The organism is Acetobacter sp. (assembly GCF_052102375.1).
In the GTDB taxonomy this organism is placed as follows: Bacteria; Pseudomonadota; Alphaproteobacteria; order Acetobacterales; family Acetobacteraceae; genus Acetobacter.
The window spans coordinates 30872-49059 of sequence record NZ_JBQDXI010000004.1; the positions used below are offsets into that span (position 1 = coordinate 30872).

The following is an 18188-nucleotide window of genomic DNA, read 5'->3' on the forward strand; positions in this document are numbered from 1 at the left end:
GGCGCTCCCAGAAAACGGGTTCCTTCCATGGGTTCTCTCTCCGATATTTATTCTCGCCTGCCAGATAATCTTGATGATCTGCCAGCACCACCCAATGCCGAAGCCGTGACTGAGGCGGATTACCGCGCTCGCCACTGGGTCAGTTCGTACCAAGGGCCTCTGGTTCCGGGGTCTGTCGAACATAAGCGAGCCATTGCCCAGATGTTCCGTGATACGTTCAACCCCTACAAACCGTCTGTCATTGACTGGCCGAAGCTGGATGCTGAAACGCTGCACCGCATAACGTCCCTGCCGATATGGGATATTGCAGTGCAGACAGAAGGTAAGGCCCGCCTGCGTATGGCTGCCTATGCCCGGCTGGTGCAGGACCCGGATATTAAGGACGCCATTTCCCGCAATGCGTGGGAGGAAAACCGCCATAAGGAAGTGTTGTCCAAAATGGTGGAGGCCTACAATATTCCGATGGCTCCTGAGCCACCGTATATTGAGCCAAAAGATGTCGAGTGGGCTTATCTGGTCACTGGTTTTTCCGAGTGTGTAGATAGCTTTTTTGCTTTCGGCCTGTTTGAACTTGCCAAGCGTTCCGGTTTTTTCCCACTGGAACTGATTGATACGTTCGAGCCCATTATGCAGGAAGAATGCCGCCATATCCTGCTGTTTGCCAACTGGCTGGCGTGGTACCGGGCGGATATGCCGCTTTATCGTCGCCCCTTCTTTGAACTGAAGGTCTGGGCGGTCTGGGCTTTTCTTGGCTACGAGCGTCTGAGCCTTGCCAAAACGGTAGATGATAAAGGTGAGGTCCATACACAGGACAACAACTTTACCGTTACAGGCGCCAAGGACATTGCAAGCGTAGACCTTAACCTGCCCGACTTCATGGATTTGTGCCTGACCGAAGATGAGCGCCGTTTTTCTGGCTATGATCCCCGCTTGCTGCGGCCAACAACTGCGCCAGCCATTGGTAGAACAATCCGGAATGTTTGCCGGGGGTGGCAGTTTGTCTCTGGTCTGGTGAAGGCCAACCGGCCCGTCTAATACGCAAAAGGCCTGTTCCTGAAATGGAACAGGCCTTTTTTATGGATCAGCCTTCCTTGCGTTTCAAATCTGCATGAAGGTCTATCGGTACTTTAATCATAATCTGTTTTATTGCGTGTGTTGTCTGGAACTGGGTGTTCTGGCTAAAGCGCTTTGGCTCCAGTGTGTAACTGGCCGTGCTGTCTCCGGTGTTGTCAAAAAGTGTTTTGGTCTGGCCATCTGTTATGGCTTTCAGGCTGCTGTGGGGCGCGAGCGTGACCTCAAGCGCCTGTGTGCCGGGAAGCAGGAAGGAAAAGACCAGCCCAACAACATCCTTCATGCAATGGTCTAGCTGTTTGAGCCATGCCAGAGCCTGTGTATTGCTGAAACGGTCTGGCTGCTCTGGTTTGACCATGATTTGAAAAGCAAAATGGATATGCTCATCTTGCGTCAGCGTAGCCATTAGGTGTGGGTTTTCCTGCCATAACGCATCAGAGAGCGGAAAAACCATTTCATCGCTGCCATCCCGCCACAGTGGCACTGGCCCTGCCTGTGTCTGCAAATGAAGTTTTGCAAAGGACAAAGGCTTATCTTCCGGCAGAATACGGCCCAGAACATGGAGGGACAGATTAGCGCGGTCCTGCTCCGGTAGGGCATTAAAGCGCCGATAGAAGCGGCCCACCTTGCGATAATGCTGAACCAGAACAGTCCGCGCCGCATGCACGTCCACATTCTCGGTTTGTGGGGCAGCCTGCGCGGTGTGAGCAGGAGGGAGCGCTAACAGAGGGAGTGCAAGGCACGCTGCAAGGGTGCGGGGGCGGCGTAAACAGGTCATATTTCCCCCTATACCATAAAGGGCCGGGCAGGTGTGGCAGGGGCACGCAACGCAGCGTCACGTGCCGTTTGTGGTCTCTCCATTGCCGTAGCGTCTGTACCGGAAGGCGGGAGGTACAGCCGGGCGGTTGGCAATGGCCTGCTCAATAACACCGTGACCGGGGGCCTGGTTGCAAACGGGGTCTGCGGCGCTGGCATCTCCGGTCAAGGCCAGAGCTTGGCAGCGGCAACCACCCCAGTCCTGCTCCTTAAACGCGCAGGAGCGGCACGGGTCAGGCATCCAGTCTGTACCGCGATAAAGTGTGAAGAGGGGCGCATTCTGCCAGATGTCCTGAAGGCTGCTTTCCCGCACGGAGGGAAATGTCAGGCCCGGAATACTCTCCGCTGCATGGCAGGGTAGCACCTTGCCTGTGGGCGCTATGTTCAGGAAGCGTTGGCCCCAGCCCCCCATGCAGGGTTTTGGTTGGTCAGCGTAGTAGTCTGGCGTCACAAAATCTATCGCAAGACGGCTGCCAAACCGTGCGCGGGCGGCAGCAACGGTCTGCTCTGTCTCTTCCAGTTGTGCACGGGATGGGAGGAGAGCATCCCGGTTGAGGAGCCCCCAGCCATAATATTGGGTATGGGCAATTTCCACGCGCCGCGCACCGAGACGGTCCGCCATATCCAGCATGGCAGGCACACGGTCGGCATTCTGCCGGTGAATTACAAAATTTAGGGTGAGGGGAAGCCCATCTTCCTTGATCAGGCGGGCTGCTTCCAATTTTTTGGCCTGTGCACCGGCCATGCCGCCAATGCGCTCTGCCTCTGCCGTATCAGCGTCCTGAAAAGAAAGCTGCACATGGTCCAGCCCAGCGTCCGTCAGGGCTTTCAGGCTTTTGGCGTTCAGAAGTACGCCGGAGGTAATAAGGTTGGTATAAAGCCCTAGTGAGACAGCATGGCAGACCAAATCAGGCAGATCCGGCCGTGCCATAGGTTCCCCGCCGGAAAAATGTACCTGCAAGACACCCATGGCCGCCGCTTCGTCCAGCACACGTAGCCAGTCTGCGGTGCTGAGTTCATCCGTGCGTGGGTCAAGCCGGAGGGGGTTTGAGCAGTAAGGGCACTGAAGCGGGCAGCGGTGCGTTAGTTCTGCCAGCAGGCTCATTGGAGGAGGTATAGCGGTCATACCACCTGCAAAACCTGTTTATCCGCCAGTTCCCGCGTCATGTGCAGAACATCATGCACAAGAACATCGCGTGTTGCAGAAAACTTTTGAAGCAGTTTGTCTGTCACAGTACCCAGAGTGCGTTTGCCATCAATCAACTGCAAAATTTCTGCAGCGGATGGGTCAGCAATAAAAGCTTTTTCAGGGGCCTGAATAAACCACTGTTCGCGCACGCGGTCATATTGCAGCCGGGTGCCCCGCGCAAAGCGCAGCACCGTTTCTTCTGAAAACGGTTCAGATGTCTCGGTCATGATGCATCCTGCGGCTTGAACGCGCCGGGCGGAATATGGCCGGGTGCCACATAGGCATAATCAAGTTCATCCAGCATGGACCAAAGCACACCGCATTTGAACTTGAGGGCATTCAGCACAGCCTGCTGCTGCTCAACAGTCCGAGCATGTTCCTTCACATACCCCAGCGCGAACGCGGAGTCCTGCGGGGCCTGTGTCAGGCGTGGCGTGAAATAGGCTAATGTTTCTTCCGTCACAAAGTCGTAGTTCCGCAACATGCCGGACACACGCTCACTTATGATGGTAGGTGAGAACAGCTCTGTGAGGGAGGAAGCAATCGCTTCCAGAATGGAGCGGTCCCGGACAAAATGTACATAGGCCTCCACAGCAAAGCGTGTGCCGGGGAGCAGACCGTCCAGAGACTCAACATAAGCCCGGTCAAGGCCGAGACCATCCGTTAACCTGAGCCAGCGCGCCACCCCTCCGGTACCGGGTTCTGTACCGTCATGATCAACCAGCCGCCGCCGCCATTCCCGGCGGAGTTCCGCCGTGGGCAGACGGGCGAGAAGTGTGGCATCCTTGGCGGGAATGCTGGCCTGATAATAGTACCGGTTCAGCGCCCACGCCTGAACCTGACCCTTGGTTAGTTTGCCGTCGTGCAGGGCACGGTGGAACGGGTGCAGGTTATGGTAACGCTCTGCGCCTATGGCACGAAGTGCGGCTTCCAGTTCTTCTGGGGTGAGGAGGCGGTGTGTCATAGTGTCACTCTCATGCCGTCGAAGGCCACGTCCCACCCAGCCTGTTCAATGTTCCGCCGTTCCGGCGAGTCAGCAAGCAGGATAGGGTTGGAGTTATTGATATGAATGAGGATTTTGCGCCCGATTGTCAGGGGAGTAAACGCAGCACGGGTGCCATCGGGTTCGTCCGCAATGGACATATGACCCATGCGTTTACCGGTTTTGGCTCCCAGACCCGCACGGACCATTTCATCGTCCGTCCATAGGGTTCCATCAAAAAAGACAAGGTCGGCCCCATCAAGGCGTTTGCTCAGGGCGTCTGTCATCATGGCGCAACCGGGGATGAAAAAGGCGTGACGCGTACCGTCTGAAATATCCAGCCCGATAAATTCACCATCGGTTTTTACCTCAGCAGGGTTAGCCCCCTGCTCGGCATAAAGGGGAACTTTACCGGGGACGGCAAACGGCGTGATGGTAAAACCGGCGGGGGTTAGGGTAAGCGGCTGCTCAAGTGCCATACTGTGGCGTGGCACGAGCGTGCGGTCGAGCGCTTCAAAAATGGGATTAGCATCAAGCTGAGCCAGAACAGGTGCTGCGGCATATAAATCGAACGCCTGTTTTTCCCGCATGGTCAGCAGACCGGTAATGGTATCAATCTCCCCACTTGTCAGCACGACACCGCTGATAGGTGTGGAGCGCAAACCTGTTTTGGGGTGCAGAGCTGGTGTCTGGTTAATTTGCGTACGCAGGTCTGGTGAGGCATTGAGCACGTACCAATGCGTACCGTCACCACTGACAGCAAGAGACGCCTGTGTGCGGGCTGGTGCTGTAGGGTCCTGAGCACGGGCGCGGTTACAACCCGGTGCGTTGGAGTTCCACTGAGGGAAACCGCCGCCAGCGGCAGCGCCTAGAACGATAATATCAAGCATAGTGAAGGCTTAAACTAAAAATGCCGCCAGTGGGAACCCGAAAGGGCTACACCACTGGCGGCATAAATGAAGAAGATCTTACTTCTTCTGGCCGCAAACGTAGCTGTTGATTTCTGCGCCCAAAGGAATTTCGGTAACCTGTGGTGTGGTCCAAGCCATGATATGATCCTGTCTCTGGTTGGTTATGAGTGTGCCATGCAGGGGGATAACCCGGAAGCAACCCCTGCAACCACGCTTGAATTTGGAGAAAACGAGCCCAAACGCAACCTCTGGCTGCTGCACATGGGGAGATTTTCATGTTTTTCACGAGACTGTGAAAAGCACTGTCTCAACTATGGAACAGGTTGGGTGCGGCTTAGTAAAAAAGGCCACCCCATAAGGAGTGGCCTTTCTGCGTGCAGCTTATTGTGCGGGGGGCGCTGGCGGCGGTGGGGGAGCGCCATCTTGACCCGGAGGAGGGGGTGGAGGAGGGCAGGTCGGGCCTTCATCCTTGTGCTCAGCAATTTGCTTGAGCTGTTTTTTTGTCAGCACGTCATGAATCTGCACTTCTTTTTGCAGTTCACGCTGCATGCGCTCAGTTTCACGTTGCGTATGTAACGTAGAAAGCTGCTGCTGAAGTGTGCTGATCTGGGCAGTGTCAACTGTGCCCGGAGCAGTTAGTAGGGCACGGATCTGCTGATGCAGGGCGCGTTCCTGTGTCATGTCCGGTTTGGTAGTGGGGCGGCTTGCCTCACGGATAGCGTCAATTTTCTTTTTCTGAGAAGACGTCAGTTTAATATCATCAAGCGGTAGCATGGAACCGTGATGATGGCACATCCCATGGTGTGGGGGTGGCGGAGGAGGTGGTGTTGCGTCATCAGCCCGTGCGAGAGAGCCCGCTGCGGTAAACATGCCAAAAGTCATGGCGGTGGCCAGTAAAGCCTTTTTCATTTCAAATGCCTTTATTGTCATTCAAAGAGAAAAATCCATCAGTTTGGATTTCCCTGCTCCCACAGGACGCTCCAAGTTATGTTGGCACAAAATGGCGTTTTCGTGAACGAATGTAGAAAACATGACATCTATAGATGTGTATGTCAGGAAAAATATAAAAACGCGTTTTTTGGTAAGAGTGGGTCATTAAAATTATTATTTCATAAATAAATAATGACGTATCATTGATTTCATGAAGGATTTTCACAAAATAAAAATGTTAAATCTTTCTTTCGGAAATATATAAAACAATGCTCGTCCGATTTTTCATAGGCGAATAACGGACAAGTATGGTCTGGAGATCAAAGCTATGGGCGTATTTGTTAATTTTATTCTGATAGCGCTGGATATGTTGGTTGTGGGGTTAAGGTACGACACAATGAATTTTATAGAATTCAGCATAGCGTTTATTGTTCCTGTAGTGCTTATGAGTAGTTATGTTGCCCATGGCGCAAAGCAGGACAATATTCGCATTGCAAAGCAGAAATAAAAATTAGTCTGAGAGTGATGCAATGTGCGCTTTCCGGTTCGCTGGCGGGGGGCTGCTGACGGAGTGGTTGGTGCACAAAGCACAGGGTTTTGCCGGATATCAGATAAAAACCAATATATTCAAAAATATAATAAATAAGAGCTTTATATTTACAAAAAACAAGAAAATAGAGCTAAAAAACAGGACTAATTTGGTTCATTTATTCACAAAATAGAATAAAGTTTGACTTTTTTGAATAATAGACGCAGGTTTAGGCCCATCAAAACACTCTTCTCGGCAGGAATTGTGAGCAGGGATGTTTCTGAAAATTTTGGCAACACTTCCCGGCAGTTGACATAATCAACTGCAAGGCAAGAGCAGTCGTCTGGAAAGTATAAAGCAATGAGCTTATTTGTGTGCCTGATTATTTTTGGCCTTGATCTGATGCTGGTTGGGATCAAGCTGAATGACATGAGCTTCCCGCTCTTCTGCGTAGCATTCGTTGTGCCCGCTCTGCTGATGGGCGGATACGTTATTCAGGGCGTGAAGCAGGATAATATCGAACAGGCTTAACGCTTGGATTGGTCTATAAGACTGGATACTACAAACACCCGTGTGGCACTCCGCTACACGGGTGTTTGTGTATTAGGTGTTCGTCACACCGTAGCAGGACAAGTGATTCAGGTATGTACGTTGTTCTGGGGGCCACAGGCCATATTGGGGGTGCTGTTGCGCGGGCGCTACTAAAAGCCCAAAAACCGGTCACAGTTGTAACGCGTAATGCACAAAAAGCTGACTTATGGCGGCAAAACGGGGCGCAGGCTGTGGTGTTTGATCTGCTGGACACACCGGCCCTAAGCGCGCTGTTTCAGCAGGCAGAACGCGTGTTTGTGCTCAATCCTCCCGCCGCGCCAGACCAGAATACAGATTATGTAGAACGACAGTCCGTACAGGCTATTCTTGCGGCTCTGAAGGGGGCCTCACTCCAGAAGGTGGTTGTGCAATCCACTTACGGTGCACAACAAGGTGAGCACTGCGCAGACTTGGGCGTGTTGTTTGAGTTGGAGGAGGGGGTGCGGCAGTTAGGTATCCCTGCCAGTTTCATACGTGCAGCCTATTACATGAGTAACTGGTGCACGGCTTTTGAGCAGGCACGCAAAACAGGCCAATTGCTTACTTTTCTTCCGGCAGAAGAGCGCTTTCCGATGGTCGCGCCTGAGGATGTGGGGCTTTACGCAGCACACCATCTTTTAGCGCCTATTACGGACGCCGGGACGTTCTCCATCGAAGGGCCGAGTCTCTACACGCCAGCAGATGTGGCGCGGGTTATGGGCCAGCTTGCGGGGCGGGACATTAGTGTCTCGACCATTCCGCAAAGTGAGTGGCTTGCGGTTTATCGGCAGAATGGGTTTTCAGAGCAGGCGGCCCAGTCCTACGCGACCATGACGGACATTTTTGTGCATAAACGCTACCCGTTGCCCGTAGCGCCCCATAAAGGCGGCACATCGTTGGCGTGCTACTTGCAGGCAGCTTTGGCTGGTTAGCGCAGGAAAGTGCGTACAGACGGTTTACCTTCCGGCATGCTTCGGGAATAAGTGCCCGCACCTTTAGCCAGAAAGACCCCGTATGATCCGCCTTGATAACATCAGCAAACATAATGGCCAGCGGCTTATCTTTATTGAAGCCTCGGCCGCGCTGCAAAAAGGTGAGAAAATAGGGCTGGTCGGGCCTAACGGGGCTGGTAAGTCCACACTTTTCCGCATGATTACCAAGCAGGAAGAACCTGACGAAGGGCACGTGCTGACGGACCGCGGTGTAACAATCGGCTTCTTCAGTCAGGATGTGGGAGAAATGTCCGGGCGCTCTGCTGTGGCGGAGGTTATGAACGGGGCTGGTGCTGTCTCAGAAGTGGCGGCAGAGCTGGCCCAGTTGGAAGCGGCTATGGCCGACCCAGAGCAGTTTGATCAACTGGATGCCATTCTGGAACGCTTTGGTGAGGTACAGGGCCAGTTTGAAGATCTGGGCGGTTACGCGCTGGATGGCCGTGCAAGGGAAGTGCTGCACGGGTTGGGCTTTAGTCAGGCCATGATGGACGGGGATGTCGGCAACCTATCCGGCGGTTGGAAAATGCGTGTGGCTCTGGCCCGCATTTTGCTCATGCGCCCGGATGTGATGCTGCTTGACGAACCAAGCAACCATTTGGACCTTGAGAGCATGATCTGGCTGGAACAGTTTCTGGTTGGGTATGACGGGGCGCTCCTGATGACCTCCCATGACCGTGCCTTCATGAACCGCATTATCAACAAAGTCATTGAAATCGACGGTGGCAGCCTGACCAGCTTCTCGGGCGACTACGAGTTTTATGAGCAGCAACGCGCCATTACCGAGAAGCAGCAGCAGGCCCAGTTTGAGCGGCAGCAGGCCATGCTGGCAAAGGAAGTCAGCTTTATTGAACGGTTTAAGGCGCGTGCCTCTCATGCGGCGCAGGTACAAAGCCGGGTCAAGAAACTGGATAAAATTGACCGTGTCGAACCCCCGAAACGGCGGCAAGCCTTGAGCTTTGAATTTCCACCAGCCCCGAGGTCAGGGGATATTGTGGCCAATTTTCAGGGCGTTGATAAAAGCTATGGTGAAAAGGTTATCTATAAAGGGCTGGACCTGCTTATCCGCCGTGGGGAGCGGTGCTGTATCATGGGGGTAAACGGGGCCGGGAAATCAACCCTGTTGAAGCTTGTGGCCGGTACGACCCAGCCAGATGCTGGTACGGTTACAATCGGCAGTAATGTCAAAATGGGGTATTTTGCCCAGCACGCCATGGACCTGCTGGACGGGGACCGGACTATTTATGAAACGCTGGAACACGCTTTCCCGCTTGCCAATCAGGGGGCGTTGCGGACTCTGGCTGGCGGGTTCGGTTTTTCAGGTGATGAAATAGAAAAAAGCTGCCGTGTATTGTCAGGGGGCGAAAAGGCCCGTCTTGTTATGGCACTTATGCTGTATGATCCGCCAAACTTTCTGGTGCTTGACGAACCAACCAACCATCTTGATATGGCGACCAAGGAAATGCTGGTCAAAGCACTGGCCAACTATGAAGGCACCATGCTGTTTGTCTCGCATGACCGGCATTTTCTGGCGGCACTGTCCAACCGTGTGCTGGAGCTGACACCGGAGGGCATTCATCAATATGGTGGCGGCTATACGGAATATGTTGCCCGTACCGGGCATGAAGCGCCGGGCCTCCATTAAAACAGTCATGCAACGGGGCGGGGGATTATCCGTTCAGGTCTCGTTTGCCACTCAACCCGGAAGGCAGCATCTTTGAGCGTGACATGGAACGAGCCTTATCTGGAAACCTGCTGTCGCTCAGCTCTACACAGGCTGTGTCTGGCTGGTGTTACGGGTCGCCCCACAGGGTTGCGGGATGACCCCTGCCTGGAGCGTATGGAACGTATGGGTTTTGTAACCCGCCTGCCACAAGGCCGGTTTGTTGCGACAGATGCAGGTAAGGCCCGCCACGCGCAGGAAGTGCTGACATCGGGTAAAAAACTTACTCTGCACCCATGAGCATCACGCCTCTTGCCCTTTGGCAGGCATTGGACGATCTGGCCTTTCAACGGGGGCTTAGTCCGTCTGGTCTGGCAAAGGCGGCAGGGTTGGATGCAACAACCTTCAATCCATCGCGCAGGCGGGGAGCACAGGGCGCTTATCGCTGGCCAGCCCTGAGCAGCCTTCTGGCGGCCCTTGCTGTTTTAAATGTGTCTCTGTCTGCTTTTGCGCGGCATGTTGAAGGGGCCGAGGGTGCTGGCGTGCCGCAACGCTCCAGCCGCCTTATTCCCAGTCTGTATTTTTCCCAGCTATCCGGTAGCGGCCTGTTTGATGAGTTGGGGCACCCTGCCGGGCTGGAATGGGAACCTGCGGCCATACCCGGTGGGGCACCGGCGGGTGCCTATGCGGTGCGTGTAGATAACGCCATGCTGGAGCCTGTTATACGGGAAGGCAGTTCGTTGATTGTCCTGCCAGACCTGCCGCCGCGTTTGTCAGACCGAGTGTTGCTGACGCAAGCTGGGCAGCCCCCACATGTAGGGATATGGCATGGCGGCAGCCCAGCCAGCATTGCTCCCTTGTTGGACGCCATGCAGGACTCGGTCCCTCAAGGGCAGATTAACGTGCCGGAGAGGGCTTCTTCTGTATGGGTGCACCGTATTATTATGATTACCCTGTAGGGAGAGCCGGGGTAAAACGGGCTCTGGCATGGCTGGCACCCGGCAATGCGTAAAAATTTACAGCAAAACAGACATTGCTGAGGGTAGAACCGGCTGACTTTTGTTTCCGTATCGCTTAAAGGGAGCAGCATGACCGACACACCCCTTTCGCTGATCCGTAATTTCTCGATTATTGCTCATATTGATCATGGCAAATCGACACTGGCAGACCGCCTGATTCAGGCTTGCGGCGCATTAACTGCCCGCGAGATGTCTAATCAGGTGCTCGATAACATGGATCTCGAGCGCGAGCGCGGTATTACCATCAAGGCCCAGACCGTGCGTCTGACTTACCCGGCCAAAGACGGCAACACCTATGTGTTGAACCTGATGGACACACCCGGACATGTTGACTTTGCTTATGAAGTCAGCCGCTCGCTTGCCGCGTGTGAGGGGTCCTTGCTGGTGGTTGATGCGTCACAGGGTGTGGAAGCGCAGACACTGGCTAACGTGTATCAGGCCATTGATGCCAACCATGAAATTGTGCCCATTCTCAACAAGGTTGACCTGCCCGCAGCAGAACCTGAGCGCGTAAAAGCGCAGATTGAAGAAGTTATTGGCATTCCGGCAGATGATGCCGTTGAAATTTCCGCCAAGACAGGCCTGAATATTGAAGGCGTACTGGAAGCCGTGGTGACCCGTCTGCCCCCGCCCGTGGGCGATGCAGAAAAGCCGCTTCAGGCCATGCTGGTAGATAGCTGGTACGACCCCTATCTGGGCGTTATCGTGCTGGTGCGTATTAAGGAAGGCCGCCTGAAACGCGGCATGAAAATCCGCATGATGTCCAACGGTGCTGTGCATCTGGTGGATCAGGTGGGTGTGTTCTCCCCCCGTATGACCAACGTGGAAAGCCTTGGTCCGGGTGAGATGGGATACATTAACGCGGCCATCAAAACCGTGGCGGACTGCAATGTGGGTGATACCATTACGGATGACCGTCGCCCGGCAGAAAAGGCTTTGGCAGGTTTCAAGCCCTCCATTCCGGTGGTGTGGTGTGGTCTCTTCCCCATTGTCGCAGATGACTTTGAGAAACTGCGTGACAGCCTATCCAAGCTGCGCCTGAATGATGCGTCTTTCCATTATGAGGCCGAGACATCAGCTGCACTTGGGTTCGGGTTCCGCTGTGGCTTCCTTGGGCTGCTGCATCTGGAAATTATTCAGGAACGCCTGTCCCGCGAATTTGACCTTGATCTGATCGCGACAGCGCCGTCCGTTGTGTACAAGTTGACCTTGACCAACGGGGTTGAGGAAGAACTGCACAACCCGGCGGATATGCCGGACCTGTCCCAGATTGAGACCATTTACGAACCGTGGATCAAGGCCACCATCATGGTGCCGGACGAATATCTGGGTGCCGTGCTGACCCTTTGCACGGAGCGCCGTGGTGTTCAGGTTGATCTGACCTATGTTGGCACACGTGCCATGGCCGTATATCGCCTGCCGCTGAACGAAGTGGTGTTCGATTTCTATGACCGCCTGAAGTCGCTGACGCGCGGCTATGCCAGCTTTGACTATCAGATGGATGGATATGAGGAGAGCGACCTCGTCCGTATTTCCATTCTCGTGAATCAGGAACCGGTAGATGCGCTCTCCTTTATTGCGCATCGTTCAGCAGCGGAAACCCGCGGCCGCGCTATTTGCGCCCGGCTTAAGGACCTTATTCCGCGCCAACTCTTTAAAATTGCGGTTCAGGCTGCCATTGGCAGCAAAGTTATTGCGCGTGAGACCATTGGTGCTCTGTCCAAGGACGTGACGGCCAAATGTTACGGGGGGGATATCTCCCGTAAGCGCAAGCTGCTTGAAAAGCAGAAAGAGGGTAAAAAACGTATGCGGCAGTTTGGTAAGGTGGAAATTCCACAAAGCGCCTTCCTTGCTGCCCTGAAAATGGATAGCTGATTAATACTGGTAGAAGAGGGGGAAGTTCCCCCTTTTTCCTGTAAGGGGTGACGCAGGGGTTTTTGCTCCCGCGCGACGCACTTTCTCACCCTGTTGCCGCACCTATGTTGGACCCCATCCTGCTGGAGTTGTAGAGCAAGCCATGAACAGCACAGCCCCTCTTGATAGTGGTGACCATCCACATTGCACCTTTCCGGATGGGTTGGACCTTGAATGTGGTGTCCATCTGGCATCGCTGGATGTGGCCTATTGTACATACGGCACACTTTCCCCCAAACGGGATAACGCCATTGTTGTCTGTCATGCCTTCACCGGTGATCAGTATGTAGCGGAAAATCATCCGCACACAGGTAAACCTGGCTGGTGGTCCCGGATGGTGGGGCCGGGGCGGCCAATTGATACAAATCGTTTCTTTATCATCTGTATGAACGTGTTGGGCGGATGCATGGGGTCAACAGGTCCCAGATCTTTGCGTACAGACGGTAAAGGGAATGGCACAGAGCGATGGGGAACGGACTTCCCCCCCATTACCATCCGCGACATGGTACGGGCCCAATATAAACTGGTCCGGCATCTGGGGATAGAAAAGCTGTTTGCCGTGGTGGGTGGTTCCATGGGGGGCATGCAGGTGCTGGAATGGACCGTCACCTACCCGGACATGATGTTGGCGGCCATGCCTATTGCTACAGCTCCGTACCATTCTGCCCAAAATATTGCGTTTAACGAGGTTGGTCGTCAGTCCATTTTTGCAGACCCGGACTGGCATGCTGGGCGTTACTGGCAGCAGGGTGTTGTGCCTGCTCGTGGTTTGGCTGTGGCGCGTATGATGGCGCATATCACTTACCTGTCCGAAGAAGCTCTGACCCGTAAATTTGGCCGCCGGGTGCGTAGGGACCCCGCAAATGCGCAGGCGCCCGAAGCCTCTCTTTCCATGTTTAGCGATGTGTTTGAGGTGGAATCTTACCTGCGTTATCAGGGGTCTTCTTTTGTGCGGCGCTTTGACGCCAACTCCTATCTGACCATCACGCGCGCTATGGATTGGTTTGATCTGGCAGCCGATTATGGTGGAGAGCTTCCCGCCGCGTTTGCCGGAACGCCGGTAAAGTTCTGTGTGGTCTCTTTTTCCTCTGACTGGTTGTTCCCCACGTCTAGTTCACGCTATCTGGTACGTTCGCTTAATCAGGCAGCGGCCAACGTGTCTTTTGTCGAGATAGAGACAGACAAAGGGCATGATGCCTTCCTTCTTGATGAACCGGATTTTGACCGCACGGTAAGGGGCTTTCTGTGCGGTGTTGCTGATCGTGCGGGGCTTGTCTGATGCGTCTGGACCAACGCCTGATTGCTGAGATGATTCAACCCGGAACCCGTGTGCTGGATATTGGTAGCGGTGACGGTGCTTTGCTGGATCATTTGTCCCGCTTTCGTGGGTGCGATGCGCGCGGGATTGAAATTGACATGCGGGAAGTCTCCCGTTCCGTGGCGCATGGCCTGCCTGTGGTGCATGGGGATGCTGACCACGATCTTGCGCATTACCCAGATAGTGCGTTTGACTATGTGGTGCTGCAACGCACCCTTCAGGCGGTGGAGCGGCCACGTGAGGTGCTCCGCCAGATGTTGCGTATAGGCCGCCATGCCATTGTGTCTTTCCCTAACTTTGGTCACTGGCAATTGCGTTTGATGATGCTGTTTAGCGGCAGGATGCCTATGACCGCTGTGTGGCACACCCCGTGGTATGAGACCCCCAATATTCATCCTTGTACAATCCGTGACTTCTTGGCTCTCTGTCAGGAGGAAGGATATTGCATCCAACAATGGATGGCTGTGGATGAAGACGGGGAGCGCGCACCGTGGCGGCGGTCTATCCGGTTGGCTAATTTGTTTGGGGAGCAGGCTTTGTTTCTGCTGGGCAGAAAGGAAGATTGCCTGCCCGGCAATAAGACGCAGCGTAAAATTTGATCCCTAACAGGCTATGCTTCAGGCGTAATCGATTCAGAGTTTGAAAATTTCTTCTTAAAAATTTGTTAGGTTTCATATTTTGGCCGGATTTAGATGAAGTAAAAATCTATCTTCCCGCCAAAAAAATGAATGAAAACATCTAAATATCAAGTATTCATTAAAAAATCAGAGTAAAGTCCGCACTGGTTTGAGCTGAGATATGGCGTAGCATTTCCGGACCATTTTGGTACTGAAAGCTTGCGGGACCAAAAAAGTCCTCTTATATGAAATGCGAGAGGGCAGGGTTTCAGACGTTTTTTCAAAACAGGCGACACTGCCAACATTATTACAAATGTTTCATGAGTGTGTATGCGGGTTTGAATCCTCAAGCCGGCCAGAGAGCACGCTTTGAAAAATAGCAGTGCGAACTGAAGCAAGCTGGTTTTGCCTTGTCTTGTCAGGTGGCACAAAGAGGTTTTCGCCCCGATGACGACGTTCTTAGACCTGAAACTTGAAGCCCCATTATTAAAAGCTCTGGCTGATGAAGGGTATGAAACGCCTACCCCTATTCAGGCACAGTCCATTCCGCACCTTTTGCAAGGGCGTGACTTACTTGGTCTGGCGCAGACAGGCACCGGTAAAACGGCAGCCTTTTCTTTGCCAATTCTCGACTATCTTATCAAAAATCCAAAATCAGCAGGCCCTAAAAAAGCCAGGGTGCTGGTGTTGGCGCCTACGCGTGAGCTGGTTTCCCAGATTAGCGACAGCTTTAAGGCCTATGCCCGCTACATGAAGTGCACACAGGCTGTGGTGTTCGGTGGTGTGGGGCAGGGGCGTCAGGTTGAAGCCATGCGCCGGGGTGTTGACGTTCTGGTAGCCGCTCCCGGTCGTCTGCTAGACCTGATCGGGCAGGGATATATTGATCTGTCAGCACTGGAAGTTCTGGTGCTTGATGAAGCAGACCGTATGTTGGATATGGGGTTTGTGCGCGATATCCGCCGCATTATGACCTACCTGCCAGAAAAACGTCAGACTCTGCTGTTCTCTGCCACAATGCCCCGTAGCATTGCAGATCTGGCAAGTTCCCTGCTGCATGACCCTGCACAGGTCGAAGTGACGCCGCCTTCCAGCACGGTTGATCGTATCCAGCAGGCTGTCATGTTCGTAAACAGTCCTGACAAGCGCGATGCCCTGCTGACGCTGGTTGAATCGCCTAAAGTGGCTCGTGCCGTTGTTTTCACGCTCATGAAGCATGAAGCCAATAAGGTTGCTGAGTTTCTGAACAAGAACAACATTGTTGCGGAAGCCATTCACGGTAACAAGTCGCAGGGTGCCCGTGAGCGGGCCATGAAAGGTTTTCGCGCCGGGAGCGTGAAGGTTCTGGTCGCGACCGACATTGCTGCACGTGGTATTGACGTTGATGAAGTCAGCCACGTTTTCAATTATGATCTGCCTAATGTGCCGGAAAGCTATGTGCACCGCATTGGCCGTACCGCACGTGCTGGCCGTGATGGGTGGGCAGTATCCTTCTGTGATCCGGAGCAGCGGGCTTGGCTGCGTGATATTGAAAAGACAATTGGCAAGCCCATTCCTGTTGTGCGTGATCACCCTTGGCATTCAACGGATGCAGAGAATTCCACCCAGCGCCCGCCGGTGCTTGGCGGCGGCGGTGGCCGTGGTCGTGGTGGCCCGCCTCGCGGTGGCCGTCCGGGTGGCGGCGGTGGGCGTGGTGGCCCACAGAGTGGTGCGCCTCGTAGATCAGGCAGTGGCGGCGGTCGTGGGCACGGCGGTCGTGCAGCGGCTGGGCCACGCTAACTTCTGTCAGAAAAACGATACGGCAAACCTGCCGGTTGGCTGAGAATGCAGGCCACTTCGGGAAACTGAAGTGGCCTTTTTCTTGTGCTAGTCAGGAATTTGCATACGCACAGAAACAGGGCAGTGGTCTGACACAACGGCGTGTTCATCAGGGGCATAAAGCATGGTGCGTAAGGAGTTGGGTTGCAGCCAGCCAAGTGCGGCTCCCCCCAACAGAACGTGGTCTATAAAATAACTGCCACCAGCGCAGGGGCTGGCAAAGCCTGCTGTCGCTAGTTTTATTGTGTCTACCTTATCTAATAGTTGAAAAAAGGGATCATGCTGCGTCATGCGGCGGTTGAAATCCCCCAAGATCATAAAGGCCTCACCGTTTTTCTGGCGTTCTGAAATCCAGTTTTGCAAGACAAGAAACTGTTGCAGCAGAAGAGGGCAGGCATGGCTTCTTTCTGTAGGGGGATTGTCCCAACATCCGGTTTTTAAATGAACAACCAGAAGCCTGAGTGTTTTTGCTCCGCCAACAACCGTGAGGTCCAATCCGCTACGGAGAGGGTGGGGTGCGTTATCTCCCGTGACATTTAGGGTAGTCAGATCGGGGTGATTAACGACTTGCAGCCCGTGTCGTACAGCCACGCCTGTGCGTTGCAGCACTGGGTCGTGCGTCATGTAGAGCGTATAGCGATCGGGTGGAAAGATATGTGCGGCAATTGCCGGGGTCGCTACTTCCTGAAAACCCACAATATCTGCGTTTAGGCGGCGGGCATACGCGGCGAGTGTTGTTATATCTGCGGCGGTGCGGTGTGGAATGTCCGGCGGCGCTGTAGCGGCAAGAGGTGCGCTTGCGTCAAGAAGCCAGTCCATATTCCATGTGGCAATTTTTAGCGGGAATGCTTGTGCGGTGATAGGCAGGAGTAGGCTGGAAATGGCGCAAAGGGTAGCAGCGCTACTATAAAGAGAGGCCGAGAAGATCAGGGTAAACCGGCGATACAAGCGTACCGCCGGAGACAAGATCAGCTTATCAGGCTGTTTCTTCTGCTTTTTCCAGTCGCGTAATGGTGTCAGCAATAGAAACTGTCTTTCGGCTCTGCTCATCCAGAATGCTGATGACGCCTGACCCGATGTCATAGAACCAGCCCTGCAGATACAGTGTACCACGAGCCAGTCCTGCAGCAACGGCTGGGTGTGTGCGCAGATGTGCAATCTGCAACAACACGTTCTGCTCAGACAGGCTGCGCACTGTGGCCGGGCCTGCATCTTCTGCATTAAAGTCACCGAGCGACGCGCGTGCAGCTTCAGCATTGCGCAGCCAGGAGGCAACGGTGGGCATTTTGTCCAGACCAGCTTTTTCCGGAGCCATAAGGGCTTTCATCGCGCCACAGTCTGAATGACCGCAGACAATGATTGAAGAAACACCTAGCCCCAGAACTGCGTATTCAATGGCAGAGGAGACGCCGCCCAGCATTTCCCCATAAGCGGGAACGATATTGCCAATATTACGCAGAATAAACAGGTCGCCCGGTTCGGTCTGGGTAATCAGGTTGGGGTTGATCCGGCTATCAGCGCAGGCAATGAACAGAGCGCCGGGTGACTGGCCGTCTGCGAGGTCTGCAAACAGACTCTCTTTGGCAGGAAACACCTCAGTATTGAAATGTTCAACGCCGCGAAGCAGCGAGATAAGGCTGGATCTGGCTTCAGAACATGTGGGCATACGGCAAACTCCAGATAAATAATCAGCATTCAACCCAGGATGGGCGTGTGGCCATCATGGTAGAGTTGCTTTAAACGCATGACATCCCTTTTTTTTCCAGAACTTTGAAAAAAAATTTAAAGTTGAGTTTGTCTGGAAATAACGTTGTCAATCAAAGGGTTGTTAGTGAAATGCGTGTGTGTTGATAAC

The 18188-nt window shown here is 53.8% G+C and carries 20 protein-coding genes; 11 read left to right on the forward strand and 9 right to left on the reverse strand.

Translation table 11 applies throughout. The annotated features are described in order from the left end of the window. The first annotated feature begins 27 nt into the window (after positions 1-27). The gene (locus tag ACTIDN_RS02595) at positions 28-1035 is read left to right on the forward strand and encodes a ferritin-like domain-containing protein (RefSeq protein ID WP_441375887.1); all 1008 of its coding nucleotides are present in this window, start codon (positions 28-30) and stop codon (positions 1033-1035) included. Between the two features lie 46 nt (positions 1036-1081). On the opposite strand, the gene ACTIDN_RS02600 is transcribed toward ACTIDN_RS02595, so the two are convergent. From ACTIDN_RS02600 to ACTIDN_RS02630, 7 genes are all read right to left on the reverse strand, one after another. Further along, positions 1082-1849, reverse strand: coding sequence for a DUF2987 domain-containing protein (locus ACTIDN_RS02600; RefSeq protein ID WP_441375888.1), 768 nt, complete (start codon positions 1847-1849; stop codon positions 1082-1084). 57 nt (positions 1850-1906) lie between these two features. Next, the gene (gene pqqE, locus ACTIDN_RS02605; protein WP_441375889.1) at positions 1907-3013 is read right to left on the reverse strand and encodes a pyrroloquinoline quinone biosynthesis protein PqqE; all 1107 of its coding nucleotides are present in this window, start codon (positions 3011-3013) and stop codon (positions 1907-1909) included. Next, the gene (gene pqqD / locus ACTIDN_RS02610) at positions 3010-3303 is read right to left on the reverse strand and encodes a pyrroloquinoline quinone biosynthesis peptide chaperone PqqD (protein ID WP_441375890.1); all 294 of its coding nucleotides are present in this window, start codon (positions 3301-3303) and stop codon (positions 3010-3012) included. The genes pqqE and pqqD overlap by 4 nt, the downstream gene beginning before the upstream one ends. Continuing rightward, positions 3300-4040: a pyrroloquinoline-quinone synthase PqqC gene (gene pqqC / locus ACTIDN_RS02615; protein WP_415509211.1), complete on the reverse strand. Its 741-nt coding sequence runs from the start codon at positions 4038-4040 to the stop codon at positions 3300-3302. Before pqqC ends, pqqD begins: the two co-directional genes overlap by 4 nt. Continuing rightward, positions 4037-4948 (reverse strand): pyrroloquinoline quinone biosynthesis protein PqqB, encoded by a 912-nt coding sequence (gene pqqB, locus ACTIDN_RS02620; protein WP_441375891.1) that lies wholly within the window; start codon positions 4946-4948, stop codon positions 4037-4039. Before pqqB ends, pqqC begins: the two co-directional genes overlap by 4 nt. Before the next feature lie 78 nt (positions 4949-5026). Continuing rightward, the gene (gene pqqA, locus ACTIDN_RS02625) at positions 5027-5107 is read right to left on the reverse strand and encodes a pyrroloquinoline quinone precursor peptide PqqA (RefSeq protein ID WP_048838458.1); all 81 of its coding nucleotides are present in this window, start codon (positions 5105-5107) and stop codon (positions 5027-5029) included. 243 nt (positions 5108-5350) lie between these two features. Next, positions 5351-5878, reverse strand: a complete 528-nt coding sequence (locus ACTIDN_RS02630; protein ID WP_441375892.1) for a Spy/CpxP family protein refolding chaperone — start codon at positions 5876-5878, stop codon at positions 5351-5353. A 349-nt stretch (positions 5879-6227) separates the two neighbouring features. On the opposite strand from ACTIDN_RS02630, the gene ACTIDN_RS02635 reads away from it, so the two are divergent. The 10 genes from ACTIDN_RS02635 to ACTIDN_RS02680 all read left to right on the forward strand — a co-directional run bounded on the left by ACTIDN_RS02635 (position 6228) and on the right by ACTIDN_RS02680 (position 16294). Beyond that, positions 6228-6407, forward strand: coding sequence for a hypothetical protein (locus tag ACTIDN_RS02635; RefSeq protein ID WP_441375893.1), 180 nt, complete (start codon positions 6228-6230; stop codon positions 6405-6407). A gap of 381 nt (positions 6408-6788) precedes the next feature. Further along, a complete protein-coding gene (locus tag ACTIDN_RS02640; protein ID WP_158319785.1) occupies positions 6789-6959 on the forward strand; it encodes a hypothetical protein in 171 nt (56 codons plus the stop codon). Positions 6960-7072: 113 nt separating this feature from the next. Further along, positions 7073-7930: an NmrA family NAD(P)-binding protein gene (locus ACTIDN_RS02645; RefSeq protein ID WP_441375894.1), complete on the forward strand. Its 858-nt coding sequence runs from the start codon at positions 7073-7075 to the stop codon at positions 7928-7930. A gap of 82 nt (positions 7931-8012) precedes the next feature. Continuing rightward, positions 8013-9632 (forward strand): ABC-F family ATP-binding cassette domain-containing protein, encoded by a 1620-nt coding sequence (locus tag ACTIDN_RS02650; protein WP_048838463.1) that lies wholly within the window; start codon positions 8013-8015, stop codon positions 9630-9632. A 72-nt stretch (positions 9633-9704) separates the two neighbouring features. Continuing rightward, complete coding sequence (locus tag ACTIDN_RS02655; protein WP_415507888.1) at positions 9705-9950, forward strand: hypothetical protein; 246 nt, start codon at positions 9705-9707, stop codon at positions 9948-9950. Next, on the forward strand, positions 9947-10609 hold the full coding sequence (locus ACTIDN_RS02660) for a helix-turn-helix transcriptional regulator (protein WP_441375895.1): 663 nt from the start codon (positions 9947-9949) through the stop codon (positions 10607-10609). Before ACTIDN_RS02655 ends, ACTIDN_RS02660 begins: the two co-directional genes overlap by 4 nt. A 129-nt stretch (positions 10610-10738) precedes the next feature. Further along, entirely contained in the window at positions 10739-12544 is a 1806-nt protein-coding gene (gene lepA, locus ACTIDN_RS02665; protein ID WP_415507886.1) for a translation elongation factor 4, read from the forward strand. Between the two features lie 142 nt (positions 12545-12686). Further along, positions 12687-13862, forward strand: coding sequence for a homoserine O-acetyltransferase MetX (gene metX, locus ACTIDN_RS02670; RefSeq protein WP_415507885.1), 1176 nt, complete (start codon positions 12687-12689; stop codon positions 13860-13862). Next, positions 13862-14500: a methionine biosynthesis protein MetW gene (gene metW / locus ACTIDN_RS02675; protein WP_441375896.1), complete on the forward strand. Its 639-nt coding sequence runs from the start codon at positions 13862-13864 to the stop codon at positions 14498-14500. The genes metX and metW overlap by 1 nt, the downstream gene beginning before the upstream one ends. A 465-nt stretch (positions 14501-14965) precedes the next feature. Next, positions 14966-16294, forward strand: coding sequence for a DEAD/DEAH box helicase (locus ACTIDN_RS02680; protein ID WP_415507883.1), 1329 nt, complete (start codon positions 14966-14968; stop codon positions 16292-16294). Positions 16295-16381: 87 nt separating this feature from the next. Here ACTIDN_RS02680 and ACTIDN_RS02685 read toward each other — a convergent pair whose 3' ends face one another. Together ACTIDN_RS02685 and ACTIDN_RS02690 are read right to left on the reverse strand one after the other, a co-directional pair. Further along, on the reverse strand, positions 16382-17356 hold the full coding sequence (locus ACTIDN_RS02685) for an endonuclease/exonuclease/phosphatase family protein (RefSeq protein ID WP_441375897.1): 975 nt from the start codon (positions 17354-17356) through the stop codon (positions 16382-16384). Beyond that, positions 17310-17999 carry a carbonic anhydrase gene (locus tag ACTIDN_RS02690; protein ID WP_415507881.1) on the reverse strand — a complete coding sequence of 230 codons (690 nt, stop codon included), beginning with the start codon at positions 17997-17999 and terminating at the stop codon, positions 17310-17312. The genes ACTIDN_RS02685 and ACTIDN_RS02690 overlap by 47 nt, the downstream gene beginning before the upstream one ends. Positions 18000-18188 lie beyond the last annotated feature (189 nt).

Bases quoted from the DNA above. Each gene is read 5' to 3' on its own strand.
- ACTIDN_RS02595 (WP_441375887.1), top strand. From the start codon at position 28: ATGGGTTCTCTCTCCGATATTTATTCTCGCCTGCCAGATAATCTTGAT.
- ACTIDN_RS02600 (WP_441375888.1), bottom strand. From the start codon at position 1,849: ATGACCTGTTTACGCCGCCCCCGCACCCTTGCAGCGTGCCTTGCACTC.
- pqqE (WP_441375889.1), bottom strand. From the start codon at position 3,013: ATGACCGCTATACCTCCTCCAATGAGCCTGCTGGCAGAACTAACGCAC.
- pqqD (WP_441375890.1), bottom strand. From the start codon at position 3,303: ATGACCGAGACATCTGAACCGTTTTCAGAAGAAACGGTGCTGCGCTTT.
- pqqC (WP_415509211.1), bottom strand. From the start codon at position 4,040: ATGACACACCGCCTCCTCACCCCAGAAGAACTGGAAGCCGCACTTCGT.
- pqqB (WP_441375891.1), bottom strand. From the start codon at position 4,948: ATGCTTGATATTATCGTTCTAGGCGCTGCCGCTGGCGGCGGTTTCCCT.
- pqqA (WP_048838458.1), bottom strand. From the start codon at position 5,107: ATGGCTTGGACCACACCACAGGTTACCGAAATTCCTTTGGGCGCAGAA.
- ACTIDN_RS02630 (WP_441375892.1), bottom strand. From the start codon at position 5,878: ATGAAAAAGGCTTTACTGGCCACCGCCATGACTTTTGGCATGTTTACC.
- ACTIDN_RS02635 (WP_441375893.1), top strand. From the start codon at position 6,228: ATGGGCGTATTTGTTAATTTTATTCTGATAGCGCTGGATATGTTGGTT.
- ACTIDN_RS02640 (WP_158319785.1), top strand. From the start codon at position 6,789: ATGAGCTTATTTGTGTGCCTGATTATTTTTGGCCTTGATCTGATGCTG.
- ACTIDN_RS02645 (WP_441375894.1), top strand. From the start codon at position 7,073: ATGTACGTTGTTCTGGGGGCCACAGGCCATATTGGGGGTGCTGTTGCG.
- ACTIDN_RS02650 (WP_048838463.1), top strand. From the start codon at position 8,013: ATGATCCGCCTTGATAACATCAGCAAACATAATGGCCAGCGGCTTATC.
- ACTIDN_RS02660 (WP_441375895.1), top strand. From the start codon at position 9,947: ATGAGCATCACGCCTCTTGCCCTTTGGCAGGCATTGGACGATCTGGCC.
- lepA (WP_415507886.1), top strand. From the start codon at position 10,739: ATGACCGACACACCCCTTTCGCTGATCCGTAATTTCTCGATTATTGCT.
- metX (WP_415507885.1), top strand. From the start codon at position 12,687: ATGAACAGCACAGCCCCTCTTGATAGTGGTGACCATCCACATTGCACC.
- metW (WP_441375896.1), top strand. From the start codon at position 13,862: ATGCGTCTGGACCAACGCCTGATTGCTGAGATGATTCAACCCGGAACC.
- ACTIDN_RS02680 (WP_415507883.1), top strand. From the start codon at position 14,966: ATGACGACGTTCTTAGACCTGAAACTTGAAGCCCCATTATTAAAAGCT.
- ACTIDN_RS02690 (WP_415507881.1), bottom strand. From the start codon at position 17,999: ATGCCCACATGTTCTGAAGCCAGATCCAGCCTTATCTCGCTGCTTCGC.